General features: G+C 27.3%; 18 protein-coding genes. 10 read left to right on the top strand and 8 right to left on the bottom strand.

Annotated elements, in window-relative coordinates; all coding sequences use genetic code 4:
* The 7 genes from JN03_RS08800 to JN03_RS08785 form a co-directional block, all read left to right on the top strand.
* On the top strand, window positions 1–1,794 hold a 1,794-nt coding region (locus JN03_RS08800; protein WP_166666753.1), incomplete at its 5' end, for a hypothetical protein.
* Window positions 1,778–2,710: a nucleotidyltransferase gene (locus JN03_RS01155; RefSeq protein ID WP_134076515.1), complete on the top strand. Its 933-nt coding sequence runs from the start codon at window positions 1,778–1,780 to the stop codon at window positions 2,708–2,710. The genes JN03_RS08800 and JN03_RS01155, both read left to right, overlap by 17 nt.
* 39 nt (window positions 2,711–2,749) lie before the next feature.
* Window positions 2,750–3,613 carry a methionyl-tRNA formyltransferase gene (gene fmt / locus JN03_RS08795; RefSeq protein ID WP_134076514.1) on the top strand — a complete coding sequence of 288 codons (864 nt, stop codon included), beginning with the start codon at window positions 2,750–2,752 and terminating at the stop codon, window positions 3,611–3,613.
* A complete protein-coding gene (locus JN03_RS08790) occupies window positions 3,603–4,262 on the top strand; it encodes a uracil-DNA glycosylase (protein ID WP_134076513.1) in 660 nt (219 codons plus the stop codon). Before fmt ends, JN03_RS08790 begins: the two co-directional genes overlap by 11 nt.
* 108 nt (window positions 4,263–4,370) lie before the next feature.
* The gene (locus JN03_RS01140) at window positions 4,371–5,792 is read left to right on the top strand and encodes a M17 family metallopeptidase (RefSeq protein WP_134076512.1); all 1,422 of its coding nucleotides are present in this window, start codon (window positions 4,371–4,373) and stop codon (window positions 5,790–5,792) included.
* Window position 5,793: 1 nt separating this feature from the next.
* Window positions 5,794–7,164 (top strand): M17 family metallopeptidase, encoded by a 1,371-nt coding sequence (locus JN03_RS01135; RefSeq protein ID WP_134076511.1) that lies wholly within the window; start codon window positions 5,794–5,796, stop codon window positions 7,162–7,164.
* Window positions 7,165–7,229: 65 nt separating this feature from the next.
* Entirely contained in the window at window positions 7,230–8,114 is an 885-nt protein-coding gene (locus JN03_RS08785) for an ECF transporter S component (RefSeq protein WP_166666752.1), read from the top strand.
* Window positions 8,115–8,192: 78 nt separating this feature from the next.
* Here JN03_RS08785 and plsY read toward each other — a convergent pair whose 3' ends face one another.
* From plsY to JN03_RS08765, 4 genes are read right to left on the bottom strand one after another with little or no spacing between them, the layout of a single operon-like run.
* Window positions 8,193–8,930 (bottom strand): glycerol-3-phosphate 1-O-acyltransferase PlsY, encoded by a 738-nt coding sequence (gene plsY, locus JN03_RS08780; RefSeq protein ID WP_036443974.1) that lies wholly within the window; start codon window positions 8,928–8,930, stop codon window positions 8,193–8,195.
* Between the two features lie 24 nt (window positions 8,931–8,954).
* Window positions 8,955–9,329 carry a hypothetical protein gene (locus JN03_RS08775; protein ID WP_036440199.1) on the bottom strand — a complete coding sequence of 125 codons (375 nt, stop codon included), beginning with the start codon at window positions 9,327–9,329 and terminating at the stop codon, window positions 8,955–8,957.
* A complete protein-coding gene (gene gltX / locus JN03_RS08770; RefSeq protein WP_036440195.1) occupies window positions 9,320–10,705 on the bottom strand; it encodes a glutamate--tRNA ligase in 1,386 nt (461 codons plus the stop codon). Before gltX ends, JN03_RS08775 begins: the two co-directional genes overlap by 10 nt.
* Before the next feature lie 13 nt (window positions 10,706–10,718).
* On the bottom strand, window positions 10,719–11,642 hold the full coding sequence (locus JN03_RS08765; RefSeq protein ID WP_134076510.1) for a hypothetical protein: 924 nt from the start codon (window positions 11,640–11,642) through the stop codon (window positions 10,719–10,721).
* Window positions 11,643–11,954: 312 nt separating this feature from the next.
* Here JN03_RS08765 and JN03_RS08760 point away from each other — a divergent pair, with 312 nt between their 5' ends.
* Window positions 11,955–12,077, top strand: coding sequence for a hypothetical protein (locus JN03_RS08760; RefSeq protein ID WP_273569406.1), 123 nt, complete (start codon window positions 11,955–11,957; stop codon window positions 12,075–12,077).
* 245 nt (window positions 12,078–12,322) lie between these two features.
* Here JN03_RS08760 and ftsH read toward each other — a convergent pair whose 3' ends face one another.
* From ftsH to JN03_RS08750, 4 genes are all read right to left on the bottom strand, one after another.
* Window positions 12,323–14,398, bottom strand: a complete 2,076-nt coding sequence (gene ftsH, locus JN03_RS01100; RefSeq protein WP_134076509.1) for an ATP-dependent zinc metalloprotease FtsH — start codon at window positions 14,396–14,398, stop codon at window positions 12,323–12,325.
* Between the two features lie 138 nt (window positions 14,399–14,536).
* Window positions 14,537–15,445 carry a tRNA lysidine(34) synthetase TilS gene (gene tilS, locus JN03_RS08755; protein WP_051599083.1) on the bottom strand — a complete coding sequence of 303 codons (909 nt, stop codon included), beginning with the start codon at window positions 15,443–15,445 and terminating at the stop codon, window positions 14,537–14,539.
* Window positions 15,445–15,990 (bottom strand): aminoacyl-tRNA hydrolase, encoded by a 546-nt coding sequence (gene pth / locus JN03_RS01090; protein WP_036440187.1) that lies wholly within the window; start codon window positions 15,988–15,990, stop codon window positions 15,445–15,447. The genes tilS and pth overlap by 1 nt, the downstream gene beginning before the upstream one ends.
* Window positions 15,990–18,179, bottom strand: coding sequence for an ATP-dependent DNA helicase (locus JN03_RS08750; RefSeq protein WP_134076508.1), 2,190 nt, complete (start codon window positions 18,177–18,179; stop codon window positions 15,990–15,992). The genes pth and JN03_RS08750 overlap by 1 nt, the downstream gene beginning before the upstream one ends.
* Before the next feature lie 107 nt (window positions 18,180–18,286).
* Between JN03_RS08750 and serS the strand changes: the two genes are divergently transcribed.
* Window positions 18,287–19,555 (top strand): serine--tRNA ligase, encoded by a 1,269-nt coding sequence (gene serS / locus JN03_RS01080; protein WP_036440181.1) that lies wholly within the window; start codon window positions 18,287–18,289, stop codon window positions 19,553–19,555.
* A gap of 3 nt (window positions 19,556–19,558) precedes the next feature.
* A complete protein-coding gene (gene asnS, locus JN03_RS01075; protein WP_134076507.1) occupies window positions 19,559–20,905 on the top strand; it encodes an asparagine--tRNA ligase in 1,347 nt (448 codons plus the stop codon).
* The last annotated feature ends 8 nt before the right edge of the window (window positions 20,906–20,913 follow it).

The raw sequence follows: 20,913 nt of genomic DNA, 5'->3' as shown, positions 1-20,913 counted from the left end.
ACTAACTTTAATTTATCTGGTGAAGAAGAAGTTGAGTTTGGAGATCTTGATTCAATGAACTTTGATGAACCATCAGAAGACGGTGATTTAGAAGATCAAATTATGGCAGCTTCACAAGAATTTGATGAACCCGAATCTGAAGAAGAACAAATCGAAGAAACAGAAACTGCTCAATTATTAGAATCAGAAGTTTCTGAAGAATTATCAGAAGATTCAACTGATTTAACAGAATTAAATTCATATGAATTTGATAATCTTGAAGACATTAATTTAGATGAAAAAACTGAAAATGTTTCAGATGAATTAGCAGAAAACCAAGAACTTGAAGCTGAAATTTTAGAAGAAACTTCTGAAGATACAAATATTGACTTATTAGAAGATTCTTCATTTGAAGATGAAAACTTGCAACAATTTGAAGATGAAGTAAATGAATTATTAATTTCAGAAAACTTTGTTGAAGAAGTTTCTTCTGATAATCAAGAAGTATTTAATGAATTATCTTCCCCTTATCAAGGTGAAGACTTTGCAATTGATAATATAGAAGAAAATGTTGATTTTGATGAAACCCAAGAACAAAAAGAAATCAACCTTGAAGAAAATATTGAAGATGAAAATATATTCAATACCGAAGAAACTTCACAATCAAGTTCTTCTATATATGAATCAGAATCTGAACAATTATTACTTGAATCTACTGAAAATCATGAAAATGAAGTTATAAGTAAAAGTTCAGATATTTCAACCAGTACTAATGAATATTTAGCTACAACAACTGACTTTGAAAGTAATACTTCTTATGTTGGTGATAATCTAAACGAAGTTAATTTAATTAATGAAATTAATGAAAAAGATGAACTTGAACAACTAACAGAAGAAGATTCACAAGAAGACCAAGTTGAAGCTTTAGACGAACAATCAGCTGCTGAGGAATTCTTTGCAGAAGACGAAGAACAACAAGAAAATAACTATGACTTCTCGCAAGAATTTGACTTTGATAAATTTGAAAAAGAAAATGAAGAAGAAATCGGAACAGCAGAAGTTGAAATTAGTAATGAAACCACAGTTGAAGCTGAAACAGATGAATGAGATGATTCTTATGCTGCTCTTGCATTTGATGAAAATTCAACAAACGAAGAACAACTAAACCTAGATGAAAATGAAATTTCATATATAGAAAATAGCAACGCACCTGGCGAATTTCAAATTGATAACCAAGTTTCAAATCTAGATTATAGTGATGCATTTACCAAACCACTTCAAAAAAGAACATATTTATTTGACAGCAAGATTAGACAATTTATGATCCTTTCTCCTTTATTAGGTGAAATCAAAGCTCAATCTCAAAATTCTATAAGTATCCTTTCTACAAGTGGAAAATTGATAATGCCTAACGATGCTCATATAGATTTTATTAGTGAAAATAGAGATAAATATATATTAGATATTTATGGTGTAAAGATGGAAATTCTTCTAAATCCAAACTTTGATAAACCACACAAACAACGTCTACACAATAAGATCTATGCAAACGAAGGAAAGCAACTATACAAAGGTGATTTCTTTATTGATGGTAATAAGAAATTCTATAGTGAAATCGGGGAACAAATGATACTTAAATTCACTATTCTAACTGATCCTACAAAATATGAAATTAAACCTTTAAGACATACTTCTTCAAGAATTGAAAAATGAGATGGTCTATTCGAAATAGTATTACAAAAAGAATATGTACAAAAATTAAGAGTAGGTCAAGAAGTTATTCAATTAGTTGATCCAAATGAAATCAAGGAATAATCAACCAGTTAAAATAGGATTAATTGCAGAATTTAATCCGTTCCATAACGGACATGCATATTTAATTAATATAATCAAAGAACAATTAGGAAATTGTTCTTTGATTATTGCTTTATCTTCTGACTTCACGCAACGTGGGGATATTGCAATATTAGATTATGAAACTAGGAAACAAATCGCATTATCTTATGGTGGAAACAAAGTGATTAAACTGGGTGTAGAAATAAGCACTCAAGCAGCACACATATATGCTGAAAAAGCAATTTTAGCTTTATTAAAAGAACAAATTGAATATTTAGCTTTTGGTATTAATGATAAAACAGCGACAGTAGATGATTATATTTATTGTGCTAACCAAATAAAAAATAATCTTGACACTTATAATAAAGTTTTGCAATTTGAATTAGATAAAGGTAAATCATTTGTTTACAGTGCTTCTGAGGCATTAAAAACAGTAGTTAATAAAAATATCTTGCCTGAAGATATACTTGCGTTTGAATATATTAAATATATTGTTTTTAATAATTTAGATATTAAACCAATTGCAGTTAACCGTTTAGTTGAACATAATTCAGATAAACCCAATGGTAATATAGCATCTGGTTCTTATATTAGGAAACTAATTGAAGAAGATAAAGATTATAGTAAATATACACCAATAAAAATTTCTATGAGTTTTAATAAGATTCAAGAATATTATGAAAGATTTCAAATGATAGTTTTTACAACACCAGCATCCGAATTAAAAGATATTCTTTTAATGGATGAGGGAATGGAAAATCTATTCAAAAAAAATATATATAAAGAAACTTATGAAGAATTTATTGATTCATGTGTTTCTACAAGATATATTCGAAATCGTATAAAAAGAGTTTTTGTATATACATTATTAGGAATGAAAAAACCCAAAAATTAATAAAAGAATTTTAGCTATGAATAAAGAATAAAGATAATTATGTGACAAAAAAATAAACTTAAATTAGTACTAGCAGGCACTGGTGAGTTTTCAAAAAATATTTTTGAAAGCTTAATAAATAATGAAAATTTTGAAGTCTTAGCTTTGGTTAGTCAACCAAACAATTCGGTTGATAGAAATAAAAATCTAATCAAGACTCCAGTTGCTTTACTAGCTGAAAAGTATAATATTCCTCTATTCCAACCGATCAAAATAAAAGAGATAAAAGATAAATTAATTACTCTAAACTACGATTTTTTTATAACTGCTGCATTTGGTCAATTCATACCAAACTCTGTCTTAGAAATCGCGAAAATAGCATCTATCAACGTCCATGGAAGTTTGCTTGAAAAATATCGTGGTGCCGCGCCTATTCAACATGCACTTTTAAATAATGAAAAAGAAACTGGTATTTCTTTAATTTATATGATCGATAGGATGGATGCTGGTGATATTATTGGAACGGCAAAATGCGAAATTCTCGAGCAAGATACAGCGCTCGAAATTTTTGATAAACTTGCAAATTTAACAATCAAAAATTTACCTAATTGACTTATCCAACTTTCACAAAATAAAATAAAAGCAATTAAGCAAGATGAATTAAAAGCAACTCTTGCTCCCAAAATAAAAAATGAAGATGCTGAAATATTTTTAAGTCAAACCAAAGAAGAAGCACTTTCAAAAATAAAAGCATTTAATGATCAACCGGGCGCTTTCATAATCATCAATAATAAAAGACTAAAAATTTTTAGAGCTTCATTAACCAAGATAAAAACCCCTCTTTCATTAGATTTTTCAAATGGAAAATTATATTTAGTAGAATATCAATTTGAAGGCAAAAAGAAAGTTAAACATGAAATTTAATTTTATTGAGTTTCTAAAATTAGAAAAAGAAAAAGATTATTTTAAGAAAATTGTTGGATTTATAAATAATAATCAAAGTCAGAAAATATTTCCTCCTAAGAAGCAAATATTTTCTGCATTTGAGAATTTTGATTATGATAATTTGAAAGTAATAATTATTGGTCAAGACCCATATCCAACAGTTAATGTTGCTAATGGTCTTGCTTTTTCTATTAACAAATCTAATCCATACCTTCCAATGTCCCTTCAAAATATGTTTAAAGAACTTAAAAAAGATTATCCCAATGTTGTACTAAAAAACGGTGATCTTACATCATGAAAAAATCAAGGTGTTATGTTAATCAACACCATTTTAACAGTTTTTGAAGGTAGACCACTTTCACATAAAAACATTGGATGAGAAGAATTTGTAATTAATTTCCTTAAAGAAATTAATGAAATTAAAGACAATATTATTTATATTGCACTTGGCGGTTATGCTAGAAATTTCTTATCTAAATTAAATTTAAATAATCAAATTCTTATTTCAACTTCGCACCCTTCTCCTCTTGGATATAACAAGGGATTTGAAAATTTCCACTTATTTAAAAGGATAAATCAAAAATTGAAAGATCTTGGAAAATCTGAAATTGATTGATCAATTTATTAAATTCTAAGTTTTAAATGTTAATAATAATTTACTATTATTTTTAATTAATTTATAATTTAAATATATTTTTAATATTAAAAAAGTTACTCATTATGTCGAAAGGAAAATATGATTACAAAATATGCTACAAAGTATGATGGTAAAAATATTTTACTAAAAGCATTTTATGAAAAAAAATGCTTAAGCTGTAGAATAGATGAAATTTGTCAAGGGTGTCTTGATAATCAAATTTCAACCGAACCAAATTACATTACAGAATTTTTGGATAAAAATGAAGCTTATATATTCATATCAAAAGATTGTGATGACTATTATGATCTTACTAAAGTAGTTGACGCTATTATTTTAAGCAAAAGAAGAAATTATGTTATTGATGTTAAATCATTTGTGAATGAACATATTTCTATAGATGAAGTTCTTAGAGCATTTGTTATGCGCGATGCATTTCACTCAGCCGAATTGTTTTCGATGAAAGAAAAGTCAAAAACTGACAAAGAAGATAAAATTGAAATTTCTTTATTTTTAGAAGATGAGACCAAACAAGAATTTGTAGAAGAACTTTCTAAAATAGCAAACGCCATTAATGGTGCGAGAAATTTACAAATTACGCCACCAAACATCGCTACTTCAGAATATATTGCAAATGAAATTAAAAAAGAATTTTCTAAAAACAAGAATTTGAAAATTTCTATTTTAGATAAAGAAGAAATTCAAAAATTAGGAATGAACTTATTACTAGCGGTTAATAGTGGTAGTTCGTATGAACCGAGAGTTGTTGTTATTGAATACAATGGTAATAGCAAATCAAAAGAAAAATTCGTTTATGTAGGTAAAGGGATTACCTTTGATACTGGTGGCTATAATACTAAAGGCTACCATATGGAAGGTATGAAATTTGATATGTCAGGTTCAGTAATTTGTGCTTATGCAGTAAAGGCGCTTGCTGAATTAAAAGTTAAAGCTAATGTTGCAGCGGTTATGATGTTAACTGATAATGCAATTGATACACATGCTACAGTTCCTGAATCAGTAATCAAATCATTAAGTGGTAAAAGTGTTGAAATAACTGATACCGATGCCGAAGGTAGATTAGTATTAGCTGATGGACTTTATTACGGGGCTACAAAATTGAAAGCAAGTTTGTTAGTTGATGTTGCTACATTAACTGGAACTATGCTTGCAGCATTAGGAAGAACATATTCGGGTATTTATTCAACTTGTTGCAAGAGATGACATCAATTTGAAGATGCAGCTAAAATTGCTCATGAAAAAGTTTGAAGAATGCCATTGCATGAAGACTTCCACAAACCAAATAAAGAATCGTTAATAGCTGATTTAAACAACTATTCAAACAATGAAAAATCAGATTGTAATACTGCCGCAATGTTCTTAAAAGAATTTACAAACAAAGTGGATTATATTCACTGTGATGTTGCTGGGACAGCTGACAAAAAAGGTATGGGACTTGGAATTTTGGTTTCTACATTGGTAGAATTGGGAAAATCACAAGCCCAAGGACAAGGAGAATAAAATGGAATTAATTAAAACATTAGATAATAAAAGAAATCAAGATGTATTATTAAAAGCTATTTTTGAAGAAGACAAACATCCAAATTTCCTAGTTAAAAAACCTAATAAAATTACTGAGTATTTATCAGATAAAATTGCTTATGTTTATTTAGGCAAAAAAGAAGAACTAAAATATGATGATATATATGAATTTGGTAAATATTTAGGTCTAAGTACTCCACGTGATTTTCAAATTGATTTAATAACGTTTGTAACCCCTAATTTAAGTATATTAGAAGTAATTGATGCTTTTACTAAAGGAATTAATTTTTCAGCTTACAAAATTTTCAATTACAAAACATACACTAAAAAAGAAAACAGAAATTTCCTTTCATTATTTTTAGAAGAACAATCAGAAGATGCTAAACAAGCTTTCAGAAAAGCATCAATAATAATAGATGCACAAAACTATGCGCGTAATTTGGGTATTACACCACCAAATGAATTAAACAGTGAACAACTTGCTCAAATTATTAAAAAAGATTTTAAAAAATTTCCAGAACTTAAAATAAAAGTCCTAAACAAAGAACAAATTGAAAAACTTGGAATGGATTTATTACTTTCAGTAAACCGTGGTTCTATGTATGAAGCCAGAGTGGTTATTATTGAATATAAGGGAAATCCTAAGAGTGATGAAAAATATGTTTATGTAGGTAAAGGTATTACATTTGACTCTGGCGGATATTCGTTAAAACCTCCTAAGTTTATGTTAGGTATGAAATATGATATGTCAGGATCTGCAATAGTAGCTTCTGCTATGAAGGCAATTGCTCAATTAAAACCCAAGAAAAACGTTTCTGCCATTATGTGCATTACTGATAATAGAGTTAATGGCGATGCATCACTTCCTGATTCTGTATGAACCTCAATGAGTGGTAAAACAGTTGAAATTAATAATACTGACGCTGAAGGTAGATTAGTATTAGCTGATGGACTTTACTATGGCGCTACAAAATTAAAAGCAACTCGTTTAGTAGATGTAGCTACATTAACAGGTGCTATTGTTAGAACATTGGGTGAAACTTATACTGGTGTGTGGGCAACCACTGATAAAGCTTGAAATGACATTAGTGTAGCAGCTAAAAAACAACACGAGCTAATTTGGAGAATGCCCTTTGACAAAGACTATATTCAGTTTATGAAGGGTTCAGTTGTAGCTGATTTAAAGAACACAGATTATTCAGGAAATGCTGGATCTTGTTCAGCTGCAATGTTCTTAAAAGAATTTACAAACAATGTTGAATATATTCATTGTGATGTTGCTGGGACTAATGACATTGATGAAAAACCAATGTTCGCAATGGTTAAAACATTAATTGAAATGGCATTGTAAAATTGAAACTAAAACCATCATTAATTTTTGGTTTTAGTTTTTAAACTATTAAAATTTTAGAAAAGTTGGTAATTAAATTCAATTTCTTATATAAATTAACACGGAATATAAAAACAAAAGCATATAAGTTAACAATATTTGAAATTACATTATATGGTATGTTAGTTGCAATTTTCATTATTGCAAATTTAATTGAGACATATTTATTTCGAAAGTCATATCGTATTTCACTTACATATTTTGTATTCATATTATTTGGTTTATGCTTAGGGGCTTTAAAAGGAGCGTTTCTTGCTATTCTGTGTGATACGTTTTTAATGATTATTAAGCATGGTGGTATGGGTTGAATGCTTGAATATGCCATTGTGCCACCTGCAATAGCAATAATGTCCAGTCTTATTATGTTTTACTTTAAAGGTAAATCAAGTAAGTCTTGATACATAGGATTTCTTATATTAGCATTTATTACAACAATTGCAATATTTATGATAACACAAGAATATCAAAAAATTAAATGAGAAAAAGGTTCTAAGAATGTTAAAGTTCCTTTATCATTAGTAGTAGCGGTTGTATCTACATCATTTACTTTGATTTGAATATATTCACTAATAACATTTTTCATTTTTAAATTTTCACGAGTATCTTATTTTATAAAAATGAAATTGCATTCTATATTTGATATTCTGATTATGATATTCATTGTAATTATCATTACTAGATGATTATGAGGTCCATTTGCATTTATTAATTATTACAATACTTGAATAGTACCCGAAGGAAGAAAACCAAAAGATTATAAACTTTGATTCTTAGTATATATGATTCCAATTGTATTTAAGAGTCTTATAGAAATTCCATTTTATTCTTTATTGACTTATTCCTTACTTCCGATTATAAGAATAATAAAAAATAAAATCTATTTCTATTCAAGTAGAGAATATACATTTTAATTAATAATCAAAAAATTAAAAATGTCCTTAAATAAACGACATTTTTAATTTTTAAAAAATATAAATTTTAGTTTAAAATTAATTTATTTCTTCGTGATTTGAAGCTACAATTTCTTTATTTTTCTTGTTTTTGAAGTATTTTATTAGGTTAACTTTGTTTTCATGCCCATCTGAAATTTTGAAGTAATTAGGAATATGTGTGAGCATTATGGTAGCTGAACCAATAACAAGCATAACGCTATCTACATAAAATGGTGTATTTAAATGTATGAAACCTAATGGTCAGAAATAGAAGAATGGAATAAATGAAATAAATGATGCTAAGTTTGTTGAAATAACAGAAGATAATGAAACCATTTTTCCAATTAATAGAATTGTAAAAAATAAGATTACGCCAATTAAAAATAGGACAAAGTCAAATGCAAGTAAAATTCCAAAGAAACTAGCTACGCCCTTGCCGCCCTTAAATTTAAAATATATTGGAAATATATGTCCAAGCATTACTCCAAGTCCGGCAATTAAAGGTAAAATATAATTGAAATTAGAATCATATATTGTAAGAAACTGTTTAAATAAAAAAACTATTATTATCGAAATATAACTTTTCAAGAAGTCAAATAAAAAAACAATAATTCCAAATTTTGCTCCAAAGTTTCTAAATGCATTTGTTGATCCGGGATTTCCAGAGCCTTTTGTTCGTATATCATCCTTGTTTTTGTACTTAGATAGGATGATACTTAAGTTAATAGATCCTATTAAATAAGCACATAAAAAGATAATTAGGTTTATTCAAATATAACTAAAATTGAACTTCATTATAGAAGAATTATAAATTATTTATTATAAAAATTTAAGCAATACTACATTAGTGGTTAGTAATGTATTGCCTTGATAAATTTCATAAGAAAAATCTATTTGAGATATTGAAATATTGATTTCAAGAAGTGCTCATTTTAAAACTATATTTTTATCTTCGGTGAAATTTAATACATTTTCTCTTGGTTTATTTATATCAAGCCATAATGATCTTTTGTCATATCTTACAAATACTGTGGTTTCGCTTATTTCAAGATAATGTTCATTATTTTCGTGATCAACAAAATTAATTACTCTAGTGTTCCCGTTCATTTTTAGAGTATAGTCTAATGGAGGGGTAGAAAAAATATTTTCTTTCGTTTCATCTATTCAACTAAAAGATGTATATGTTAATTTCATTTTTTTAGTCTTTCGAATATAGTTTCTTTTCCGAATAGATAAATAGCTTTTGCAAGTTCTGGCCCATGTTCTTCGTATGTTGTTGCTATTCTTATGGGCATAAATAAATCTTTACCTTTTACTTTTAATGCATCTTTAACTGCATTAATTGATTCTTGAATTTTATCTATGGTAAAAGGTTTTTTTGATAATTCATTATAAAAATAAGTAACTACATTGTTCTTTTTAAAAGGAATATCGAGTTCCTTTTTAATATTTGTATAAGTTTTTAAATATTCTTTTATTTGATTTGTAGTTGAACAATGTGTTTTGTAAGTATCAATGAAAATTTGACTTCATTCATTGTCTTTTAGTTTTAATGTTTTTAATAGTTCTTCGTTAGGAATACTTTTTATATGCTGTTTAGAAAATCAATCCATTTTAACAACGTCAAATTTTGATGGACTTTTACTTAATCTTGCAGGATCGAATTTTTTAATTAATTCTTCACGAGTCATTAATTCTTGAGCATCTGCCGAAGTTCAACCTAATAAAGCTAAGAAATTGAAAATACCTTCTGGTGAATAACCTTCATTTCTATAGTCTTCTATGAATTGTTTTGTATTAATGTCACGCTTTGAAAGTTTTTTTCCTTCCATATTTGTGATTATTGTTAAATGACCAAATAATGGAGGTGTTCAATCTAAAGATTCATATATAGCGAGTTGTTTTGGGGTATTTGTTATATGTTCTTCACCACGTAATACATGTGTTATTTCCATTTGATGATCATCAACCACAACAGCAAAATTATAGGTTGGATATCCATCGCTTTTTACTATAACAAAATCACCGATATCATCACTATTAACAGAAATTTTTCCTCTAACAATATCATCTCATTCATAAACTTGGTTTGGTTTTAATGCAAGTCTAATTGAATATTCGTTATTTTTATCACGTCTAGATTTTTCTTCGTTGGAAATTTGAAGTCAATTTTTATCATATCTAAAAGAAGTTATTCCTTTAGATTCTTGTTCTTCACGTTGAATATTTAACTCTTCTGAAGTGTCATAAGCTTTATATGCTAAATTCTTTTTTATTAAATCTTCTGCTATTTTTTTATAAACATCTAGTTTTTCACTTTGGCGATATTTACCATATTTTTCATTAGGTTTTAATGGACTTTCATCAGGGATTATTCCAAGTCATTTTAAATTTTCTAGTTGACTTTTTTCACCATCTTTAATGTTTCTTTCAACATCTGTATCTTCTAAACGAAATACAAAATCGCCATTAAAATGTTTGGCATATAAATAACAAAATAGAGCAGTTCTAGCTCCACCTATATGTAAATATCCTGTTGGACTTGGTGCATAACGCGTTCTTATTTTCATATTATCTCTTTTCTTAATTAGTTTCAAATTCTACAACTATTGGATCAACAGTATTTTTTACAACACCCTTTTTTTCGGGTTCATTGGTCATAAATGGTCAGAATGCTTCATTATAATTTAAATAATTTACACTAGCAGGTGCAGGTAATGATATAAATTTATTAGCAAATGGATTTTTCATCATAGTATTGTAAGCATCATCAAAATGTGGTTTTCAACTATTTGAAATAGATATAGTCTCAAGTGTTGAAGGTATTCCGCTATCATTTAAATATTCAACTGGTGTTAGTGTATTTTGATTAGTGTCATCAGTTGGTTTTGAATCTAAACTTACATAGTTATTAACACTTAATGATGTTTTAGACAAATAGAATATTGTAAGAAATAAAGCCTTATTATTATTTTTATATTGTCAATATTTTTTATTAAATGCAGAAGGATAATATTTTTCTAATTCTTCCGATGTGAAAGCATAAATTCGAAATTGGTACTGACCTGAAAAATTAGTAAAATCAAGTATTTCTGAATATAATGGTTTGAATTTTCCGGGGTTTAATGCAGCAATTTGTAGCTTTCCAAAATTTATAATTTTGTCATCTTTGTTTTTGTGTTGAATAATAGAATCTGCTTTAAATTTTAAAAGTGGTTTATTGTTGTGCAATAAAACTTTTCCTGATTCATCTTTTTGATATTCATAAATTCCATAACTAGGATCAGATGGGTCAATTGGATTTAAATTTTTTAATGAATTAATTTTAAAAGAAGTTGCGCTTCCCCTAACTAATCATTTATTGCTTTTAGTATCATATATAAAATTTTCTTCTTTTTTATTTTCTTTTAATTTTATGGAAGGTTGATAAGTACATGAAGCTGACATTAAAGAAAATGGTACTGCAACACTCGATAAAATTAAAAATTTGCCAATAATTTTTTTCATAAATTAAATTATACTTTTTTTGCTAATAATATTTGAATTAGTTTTGTCTGTGTTTATCCTAAAACTTAATAAATTTTTGGTTTTTATTATTTGTGGTTTGATGTCATTTTGGATTTGTTTTATTGCAATTAAAAAAATCTAAAATTATCTATTTGCAAAAATTTTTCCTAAAATGGAATTTATATGTTTTTTGCTTAATTTATCAATTATAAATTAAAAGAAAAAGTGAAAAAATTTTCTTATTTTTTTATTAACTTTTTAGCAAAACCGTATATATAATAATTTTAGCACAATCACTTAACGGGAGTTTTTATGAGCAGAAAAAAGATTAAAGAAATCAAAGAATACGAAAAGAAAATTGAATGACTTGACGCTTTAATTGGAAAAATAAAAAATCCTAATAAGTCATTGATTAAACTTCATTTAGAAAACTAGAAGTGAAGACTAAAAATAATAAAGGAAGAGATATTAATATGAGTTTATATTTAAAAGAAAGATTTTGTGGGGAAGATATTGTGACTTAATTCATAAAATTCTTCCTTATCGGAATGAAATAATTTGAATTCTCTTTTTGAGAGTTTTAAAATTTAAGTATTTTCATTTATCAAATTAAAAGTATTAAGTAATTGTTTGAAATAGCCACCCTTTTTTTGGGTGGCTATTCTACTTTCTTTTTTTAATTAATTATTTTCGTTATCGCCTTTTTTAGTGGTTTTTGGCTTCTTAGTAGGCTTTGTTTCTTCTGGAGAGGTTACTTCATTAAATAAAGTTTCGAAGTCTTTCTTAGAGTATTCTTTACTTAATTCGACTTTTTCCTTATTCATTCTTTCAGGAAGTTTCATATGTTTTTCAATGTATTCAATTTCTTCAGCAACTATGGTTTCATTTAATATTAATGCATCTTTTATAAGTTCTAGAAGTTTCTTGTTTTCATTAATTATCTTATAAGCATTACGTTCTGCTTCTAACATAATCTTTCTTACTTCTTGATCTATTTCTTGAGCTGTATTTGAAGAAAATGAATTATTTTTCATATAGTCTCTTCCCAAAAATGGAGTGTCAGTATCTTCTTCATATTTAATAGGACCTAGATCTGAAAGACCATATTCAGTTACCATCTTACGAGCTATTCTAGTAGCTTTTGCAATGTCATCACTTGCACCAGTTGAAACATTGTCTTTACCATAAATTATAGCTTCAGCAGCACGACCGCCCATAAATGAGGTAATCATAGCTATAAGTTCAATTTTTGATCTATTATATTTTTCTTCTTCAGGAAGCATTAAGTTATAACCACCTGCATGCCCTCTTGGGATTATTGTAATCTTTTGAACTTTATTTCCGCCTTTTATTTTTAGACCAACAACAGCATGCCCAGCTTCGTGATAAGCGACCGCAATATTTTCTTTTTCAGAAATAGTTCTTGATTTTTTAGCAGGGCCAGCAATAACTCTATCAATAGCTTCATCGATTTGTTCAATTGTTATAACGCCAGTTTTTTCTCTAACTGATAATAATGAAGCTTCATTTAATACGTTTTCAAGTTGTGCACCAGAAAAACCGGGTGTTCTTCTTGCTACTAAATTGAATTTAATGTTTTCACTAATTCTTTTACCTCTTGCATGAAGTTTTAGAATAGCTTCTCTTTCTTTTATATCAGGAAGTGCAACATTTATTGTTCTATCAAATCTACCAGGACGTAATAAAGCAGGATCTAGAACGTCAGTTCTGTTTGTTGCAGCCATTATTAAGATCCCACTATTTTCTTTAATGCCATCCATTTCAACAAGAAGTTGGTTTAAGGTTTGTTCACGTTCATCATTACCGCCACCGATACCAGCACCTCTTGATCTACCAACAGCATCAAGTTCATCAATGAAGATTATAGCAGGAGCATTTCTACGAGCTTCTTCAAACATATCTCTAACTCTCTTAGCTCCAAGACCTACAAACATTTCAACAAAGTTTGAAGCTGAGATAAAGAAGAAAGGAACATTGGCTTCACCAGCAGTAGCCTTAGCAAGTAAAGTTTTACCAGTTCCTGGAGGACCGCCTAGCAGAATTCCCTTAGGAATTCTTGCCCCAGCAATGTCATATTTTTTAGGGTTTTTTAGGTAATCAATTAATTCAGCTACTTCTTCTTTAGCTTCTTCATTACCAGCTATATCAGAGAATTTTTTATTAGTTTTAACTTGAACAGCAGGCGATTGAGCTTTGGTGAATTCCCCACCAATACCAGGGGTTCTAAATAACATTGAGAATATGAAGTAACCAAAAATAATAATTGAGAATATTGGAAGTAATTTAGAGATTAGGTTAAATATTTTTTCGCTTAGACTAAGTGTAGGAGCGGGAGCAGTTATATGAGTTCCAATTAAATCACCATTAGAACCATACATAAATGAATTCTTTATATTTTTTCAAGCAAATAAATTTTCGTTTATTCCCATTTGTGTTCCTGTAATATCAACAGCAAATGTGAAAGTACTTTCATTTGTTTGAATTTTTACACCTAATTTATTTAAAACTTCGGAAGTTGCATTTAATACTATTTTTACATTTCCATTATAGGGGTTGTAAATTCATTCTTTTATATAGTTTGCATCTTTAGTATCTAATTTGGTTTCTTCTAATACTTTTTCAAAAAAAGCAATATCTTTTGTGATTGTGGTTCTTGCATTTGATACATAATGGGAAATAATCACATAAAGCAAAGATACGGTCAAAATGATTAACAGTATTAAGAGAAGTCACATAAAGTTAAATCTCTTTTTTGGTTTTGGATTTGGTTGCATATCATCCTTTCTTAAAATATGAAATTATTATATTTTTGGAATTTAAAAGTATAAGTAAAAAAATTTAAATATAAATAATAATTTAATATTTATTTAATTTTAATTAAAAATAATTAAATTTTTTCTTTTTACTAAAAAATGTTGATTATCAAGTTTGTATTTTGAAGTGCGATTTTGTGAAATTAAAAATTGATATATATTTTCTATTTTTTTGCTTGATAGTAATACTTTTTCATAATTTGTATTTATGAGTTTATAAATTAATTCTTTGTAAAATTTTTCATCTTTTAGAAAATTTACTTCAAAGTTTTTATCTTTTCATTCATTAAATTTTTTATCAACCATATTTTCAGTTTCACTTAATTCGTTGTTTTTGGAAATATAGTTTTTATATAGATTTTCTTTTTCAACTAACGAAATCTTTTTTAATGAATTCCTTATTTTATTTCGCGTGTAAATATCCATTGCATTAGTATAATCAACTGCATAATTAATTTTATTTTGTTTACATAATTCTAAAATTTCATCTTTTCAATAAATATGAATTAAGGGTCTATAGATATTCATATTTAATAGCCGATTAGTTTCTTTTATTCCGTAATGAAATGAATATCTTTTAGATTCAAATTGCATAATTGCAGTTTCTAAAAAGTCATCTTTGTGGTGAGCAAGTAATAGAATTTCACAAGAATATTTATCATAAATTTCTTTGTAAAATTCATATCTTTCATTTCTTGCAATTTCTTGAAAATTCCCTTTGATATAAGTATTTTTTAAACTTAGAACTTCTAATTGTATTTCGTGTTTTTTGCAAAATTCACGAACAATATTTTCATCGTTAGTGCTATCTTCGCGTTTATTATAATTCACATGGGCAACAACTATGTTTTTATAATTTCTGAGTAAGAATAATAAAAACATAGAATCTGGTCCGCCGCTAACCCCAACTAATACTTTTTTATTATTTAATGAAACTAGTAAATTATTTAAAAGATTATTATCTTCCATTATCATTTTCCACTAAATTTATCTAATAAGTATTTTATGTCATTATAGATGTAAGTTACTATTGCATCACTTAATTTATCAAATAATTTTTTTAAGTTTTCTAAGTCTGTTTTTGAAAATTCAGAAAGAACATAATTTATAACATCTGAACTTCTACCAATACCAACTTTTATTCTTTTAAATTCAGTGGTTCCTAATTTGTTAATGATGTCTTTTATTCCGTTATGACCACCAGAAGATCCATTTTGCTTAATCACAACTTTTCCCATCGGAAGATCAATATCATCATGAACAACCAGTATATCAACTGGTTTAATATCATAATAATTTGCAATAGCTTGAACAAAGTCGCCACTTTTATTCATATATGTTAAAGGTTTTGCAATAATGAAATCTTGGTTCTTGAAAAATATACCATTAAATTTTTCATCAGTTAATTGTATTTTTATTTTTTTACAAAGAGCATCTATTATTAAAAAACCAAGATTGTGTCTAGTTTTTTCATACTCAGCTCCAGGATTTCCCAATCCAACTATTAATTTCATTAGTTAGCTCCTTCTATGGTTTTTCATAATTCTTCAATACATGTTTGACGATTTGAATCTTCATCATTTTCTATACAAAGTTGTAATGCCTCATATTCTCCAAAAATTACACTTAATCTTTGAGCACGAGTAATTGCAGTATATAACAACTTTTTACTTAAAAGTTTTTTAGCTTCATCAAATAATATAGTTAATACTATTGGACATTCACTACCTTGATATTTATGAACACTTGTACAATAGGCTAATGTAGTTTTTTGTAAAAAATCTTTTTTGGTATATTGGACATATTTGTGATCATATTCAAATTCCACTTGTATATGGGTTAAAATGTTTTCATTATAAATGAATTTATTGATGTATCCTATTTCACCATTAAATATATTTTTTATGGGATCATTAATCAAATTAATTATTTTATCATCAATAAATAATGTTCTTTTATTTAAAGTAATAGATTCTGTTTTTTCTTGATTTCTTCAAAATTCCGAAAGAATTACATTCAAATTATCTATTCCGGTTTGATAATTGTAAATAGGACTTAAAACTCCAATATCCCTTTTGGTAAAGCCTTTTTTCAATAATTTATTTATCTCAGAAATAACGGCTTTTCCAAGGTTTTCTTTTGAAGTTTCATTAAATTTAGAATTCTTACCTTTGAACTCAGGAATTTTCATTTCATTGATATCAACAGCATCTTTTATTATTTCATAATTTTCACTTTGACGATATATTTTTGTAAGTTCAATAGTTTCAAAAATACCAGTTTCAATAAAATCTTTTATTAAATATCCTGGACCTATTGCAGGCAATTGATTTTTATCACCTACTAAAATAATTTTTGTTAAAGTTTTCTCGGAAATACCTTTTAATAAATGATAGAAAAGATCAACACTAACCATTGAAAACTCATCAATAATTAGGACTTCTTTTTTCTCGGGTCAAGTTTCATTTATTTCAAAAACATTTTCTTCAACATTTCACTGTAGGAAACTATGAATTGTAGAAGCTTTTATTTCAGAATTTTTATTTATATTTATAGTGGCACGGCCGGTTGGAGTAACAACTGCAATGTTGTTGTTATCATAATGTTCTAAAAGTAATTTAATAATTTTATTAATTATTAAAGTTTTACCAGTTCCAGGTGAGCCCGTAATTAAAGTAAGTGAATTATTTAATGATGTATTGATAGCTTCGTTTTGTAATTTATGAAAGTCTGGACTATTGAATTTTTTAAATTTAAAAGCATTATTTTTGTATTTTATAGATTTTAATCTTTTGATAATATATTCTTCCATATTACGAAGTTTTGCAGTTGTTATTCAACTACGATTATCAAATAAAAGAATATAGTTTTCTTGAATTAAATGTTTTAATCCTTCTTTAAAGACTTCAATTGTTATTTTTTCATAATTTAAATAATAGTAAGAATAAAAAGTATTTATTTGAGTTTTAGTGTGTCCTAAATTAAAGAAAAAGTCTTCTAATGCTTTATAAATTCTAATTGAGTAATCAAAAAAATGACCTTCTGGATAGAAGTTTTTTGAAATTTTCTCAAGATCAGAAATTATTACTCCATCACTTTCAAAATAGTATTTATAAAAATTTTCTCGATAAGTTTCAAGAAATTGTGAAAGGTTTGAAAATTCTTTACTTATCTTTTCATAAAAACTTGGTGATAAATTCAGTTTCAAGAAAAATAGTTGATCTTCAATTATTTGGGGATTAGTTTTGAGAAAGTGTCTTGCTTTTTCAAGAGATTCATCATTAATTCCAAGAGATTTTGCAGTTATAGACTTATCATAAGCTATAACTTTCAATGTATTAAAACCATATTTTTCAACAATTTTTTTTGCTCTAATTTCGCCAATGCCTGGGAAATTAGTTCCTTGTAAAAATTTAACTACATAGTTTAATTTTCACAATTCACTTTCTTTTAATTCAATTAAATTATAACTCTCAGGGTATTTTGAATGACGTGCATTTTCAAGAGTAAGTTCATAATATTTATCAAATTCGAAATCAAAATCTTTTGAAATTACAGAAATATTGCCATATTTATTAGTTTTAACTGATATATTTTTATCTTCAACTTGAATGATCTTGCAAGAAGCAATGCGAAACTTATCTGCTTCTTTTTCGAAAAGCATTTTCTTGAATATACCTGTAATTTTTATGTAATCACTCATAAGTTCTCATACCCCATTTCTATATATAAATTCTATATTATCTATAAAATATTTTTTTTAATTATAATTTTTAAATAATAAAATTTGAACTCTATTAAGGAGAAATTATGCTTGATTTAAAATTCATTATTAATAATAAATCGGAAGTTATAAAAAAACTTTCGACCCGTAATTACGACATAAACAATATTGATAAAATTGTTAAATTAATCAATAAAAGAAATGATTTGATTAGTAAAATTGAAACACTACAATCAAAAAGAAATTCATTGAGTCAAGAAATTGGTGCAATGAAAGCAAGTAAACAAAATGCTGATAAATTAGTGTTGCAAGTAAATGAAATCAAAACAGAAATTGACAAACAAGATTTAAAACTTCAACAATTACTTGCTAAACTTGATAAGCAAATTTCGCAAATTCCTAATTTACCATATGATGATGTTCCTGTGGGAAGAAATGATCTCGACAATCAAGAAATAGCTGAACACCCTGATCTTGGAAGAGGGCTTGTAAAAGAAGTTTTACCTCACTATGAAATAGCAACTAAACTTGATATAGTAGATTTTGCTCGTGCTGTAAAATTAGCTAAAACAAGATTTGTACTATATAAAAATGAAGGTGCACAGCTAGTTAGAGCACTTGTGAATTTTATGTTAGATGAACATATCAAAAAAGGCTACAAGGAAATTATGCCTAGCCATATGGTAAATGGAAGAATGTTGTTTGGTACTGGGCAACTTCCTAAATTCAAAGAAGATTTATTTAAAATCGAAGGCGAAGATTTGTGATTAATTCCAACTGCCGAAGTTCCTGTAACTAACTATCACTACGATGAAATTGTTGATTTAGAAAAACCTAAGAAATATGTGTCATATACCAAATGCTTCCGTTCTGAGGCTGGTAGCGGTGGTAAAGACACGCGTGGACTTATAAGACAACATGAATTTCATAAAGTAGAACTTGTAAAAATAGTTTCACAAGAACAAAGTTTGGAAGAATGAAAACAAACTGTAAATGATGCAAAAAATATTCTCGAACTTCTTGAAATTCCATATCGTGAACTTTTACTATGTACAGGTGATATTGGATTCAGTTCAGCTAAAACAATAGATTTAGAAATATGAATCCCAAGTGAACAAAAATATAGAGAAACTAGTTCAATTTCAATTTGCAATGATTTTCAAGCTCGTAGAGCAAAAATTAGATACCGTGATGAAAATGGTAAAACCAAATATGCCCATACTATAAACGGATCAGGCGTTGCTATTGATAGAGTAATGGCTGCTATTTTAGAAAATTATCAAAATGCAGATGGAACTATCACTGTTCCAAAAGTTTTAATTCCTTATATGAAAGGTATTACAAAAATAGGTTAAGATATGACGATAAAAACTCTTTTAAGTTCATTAAGTAAAATTGAAGACTCACAAGATTTTGAAATCAAGGGATGAGTAGTTGCAAATAGAGGAAATGAAAAAATTAGATTTGTAACTATAAATGATGGAAGCAGCATTGATAACTTGCAACTTGTTATTAAAGGCAGTGACATTGCTAAATTTGACATTGATAGTTTGAATCTAGGAACTTCACTTTTTGCCAAGGGGAAATTATTTTTAACACCTAAATCACCACAGCCTATTGAACTAGTTGTAAGTGATTTGAAAATTTACAACTTAAATACCCCTGATTTCCCAATCCAAAAAAAAGAAATTACAATTGATTTTCTAAGAGAAATACCTCAACTAAGACATAGAACTAATTTATTTAGAACTATTATGATAATTAGAAATGCTTTAACTTATGAAATTCATAAATATTTTCAAGAACATGATTTCATAAACATTGCCGCCCCTATTATTACTTCAAATGATGGTGAAGGAGCGGGTGAAACTTTGAATGTTGAAAGTGACGGGAAAGAAATGTTTTTCAAACAAAAAGCATTCCTTGGAGTTACAGGACAATTACACGCAGAAGCTTATGCATCAGGATTTAAAAAAGTATATACATTTGCACCTACCTTCAGAGCTGAAAATTCCCATACATCAAGGCATTTAGCAGAATTTTGAATGATTGAACCCGAAGTAGCTTTTTATGAATTAAAGGATGTAATTTTACTTGCTGATGATTTACTTAAAACAGTAATTTCTAATGTTTTAAAAAACTATCAAAGCGAAATGCAATTTTTAGATTCGTTAAAAGATAATAAGTTGTTAAATGCATTAAATAAATTCATTAACACTAAATTAACTATTATGGAATATAAAGATGTTATTCCTGTTTTACAAAAACACAAATCAAGTTTTGAAGAAAAAAACATTACTTTTGGAATGGATTTAGCTTCTGAACACGAAAAATTCATATCTGAAAAAATTGTAAATGGACCTGTTGCGGTTATTAACTATCCAAAAGAACTTAAAGCATTTTATATGTATCAAAACCCAGATAAAAAAACTGTTGCAGCATTTGATCTACTAGTTCCGGGAATTGGTGAATTAATAGGCGGCTCTCAAAGAGAATCAGATTATGACAAATTATGTAATAGATTAAAAGAACTAAAAATTCCTCAAGAACCTTTGCAATGATATTTAGATTTAAGAAAATATGGATATGCAGGTTCAAGTGGATTTGGAATTGGTTTTGAAAGACTTGTAATGTATGTTACAGGTGCATCTAATATTAGAGATGTAATACCTTTCCCAAGAACTCCTGGTTCAATTAAAATGTAAAGAGGATT

The organism is Metamycoplasma hyosynoviae, from assembly GCF_004365165.1.
Lineage (GTDB): Bacteria > Bacillota_I > Bacilli_A > Mycoplasmatales > Metamycoplasmataceae > Metamycoplasma > Metamycoplasma hyosynoviae.
This window is presented reverse-complemented; position numbering and strand designations above follow the sequence as displayed.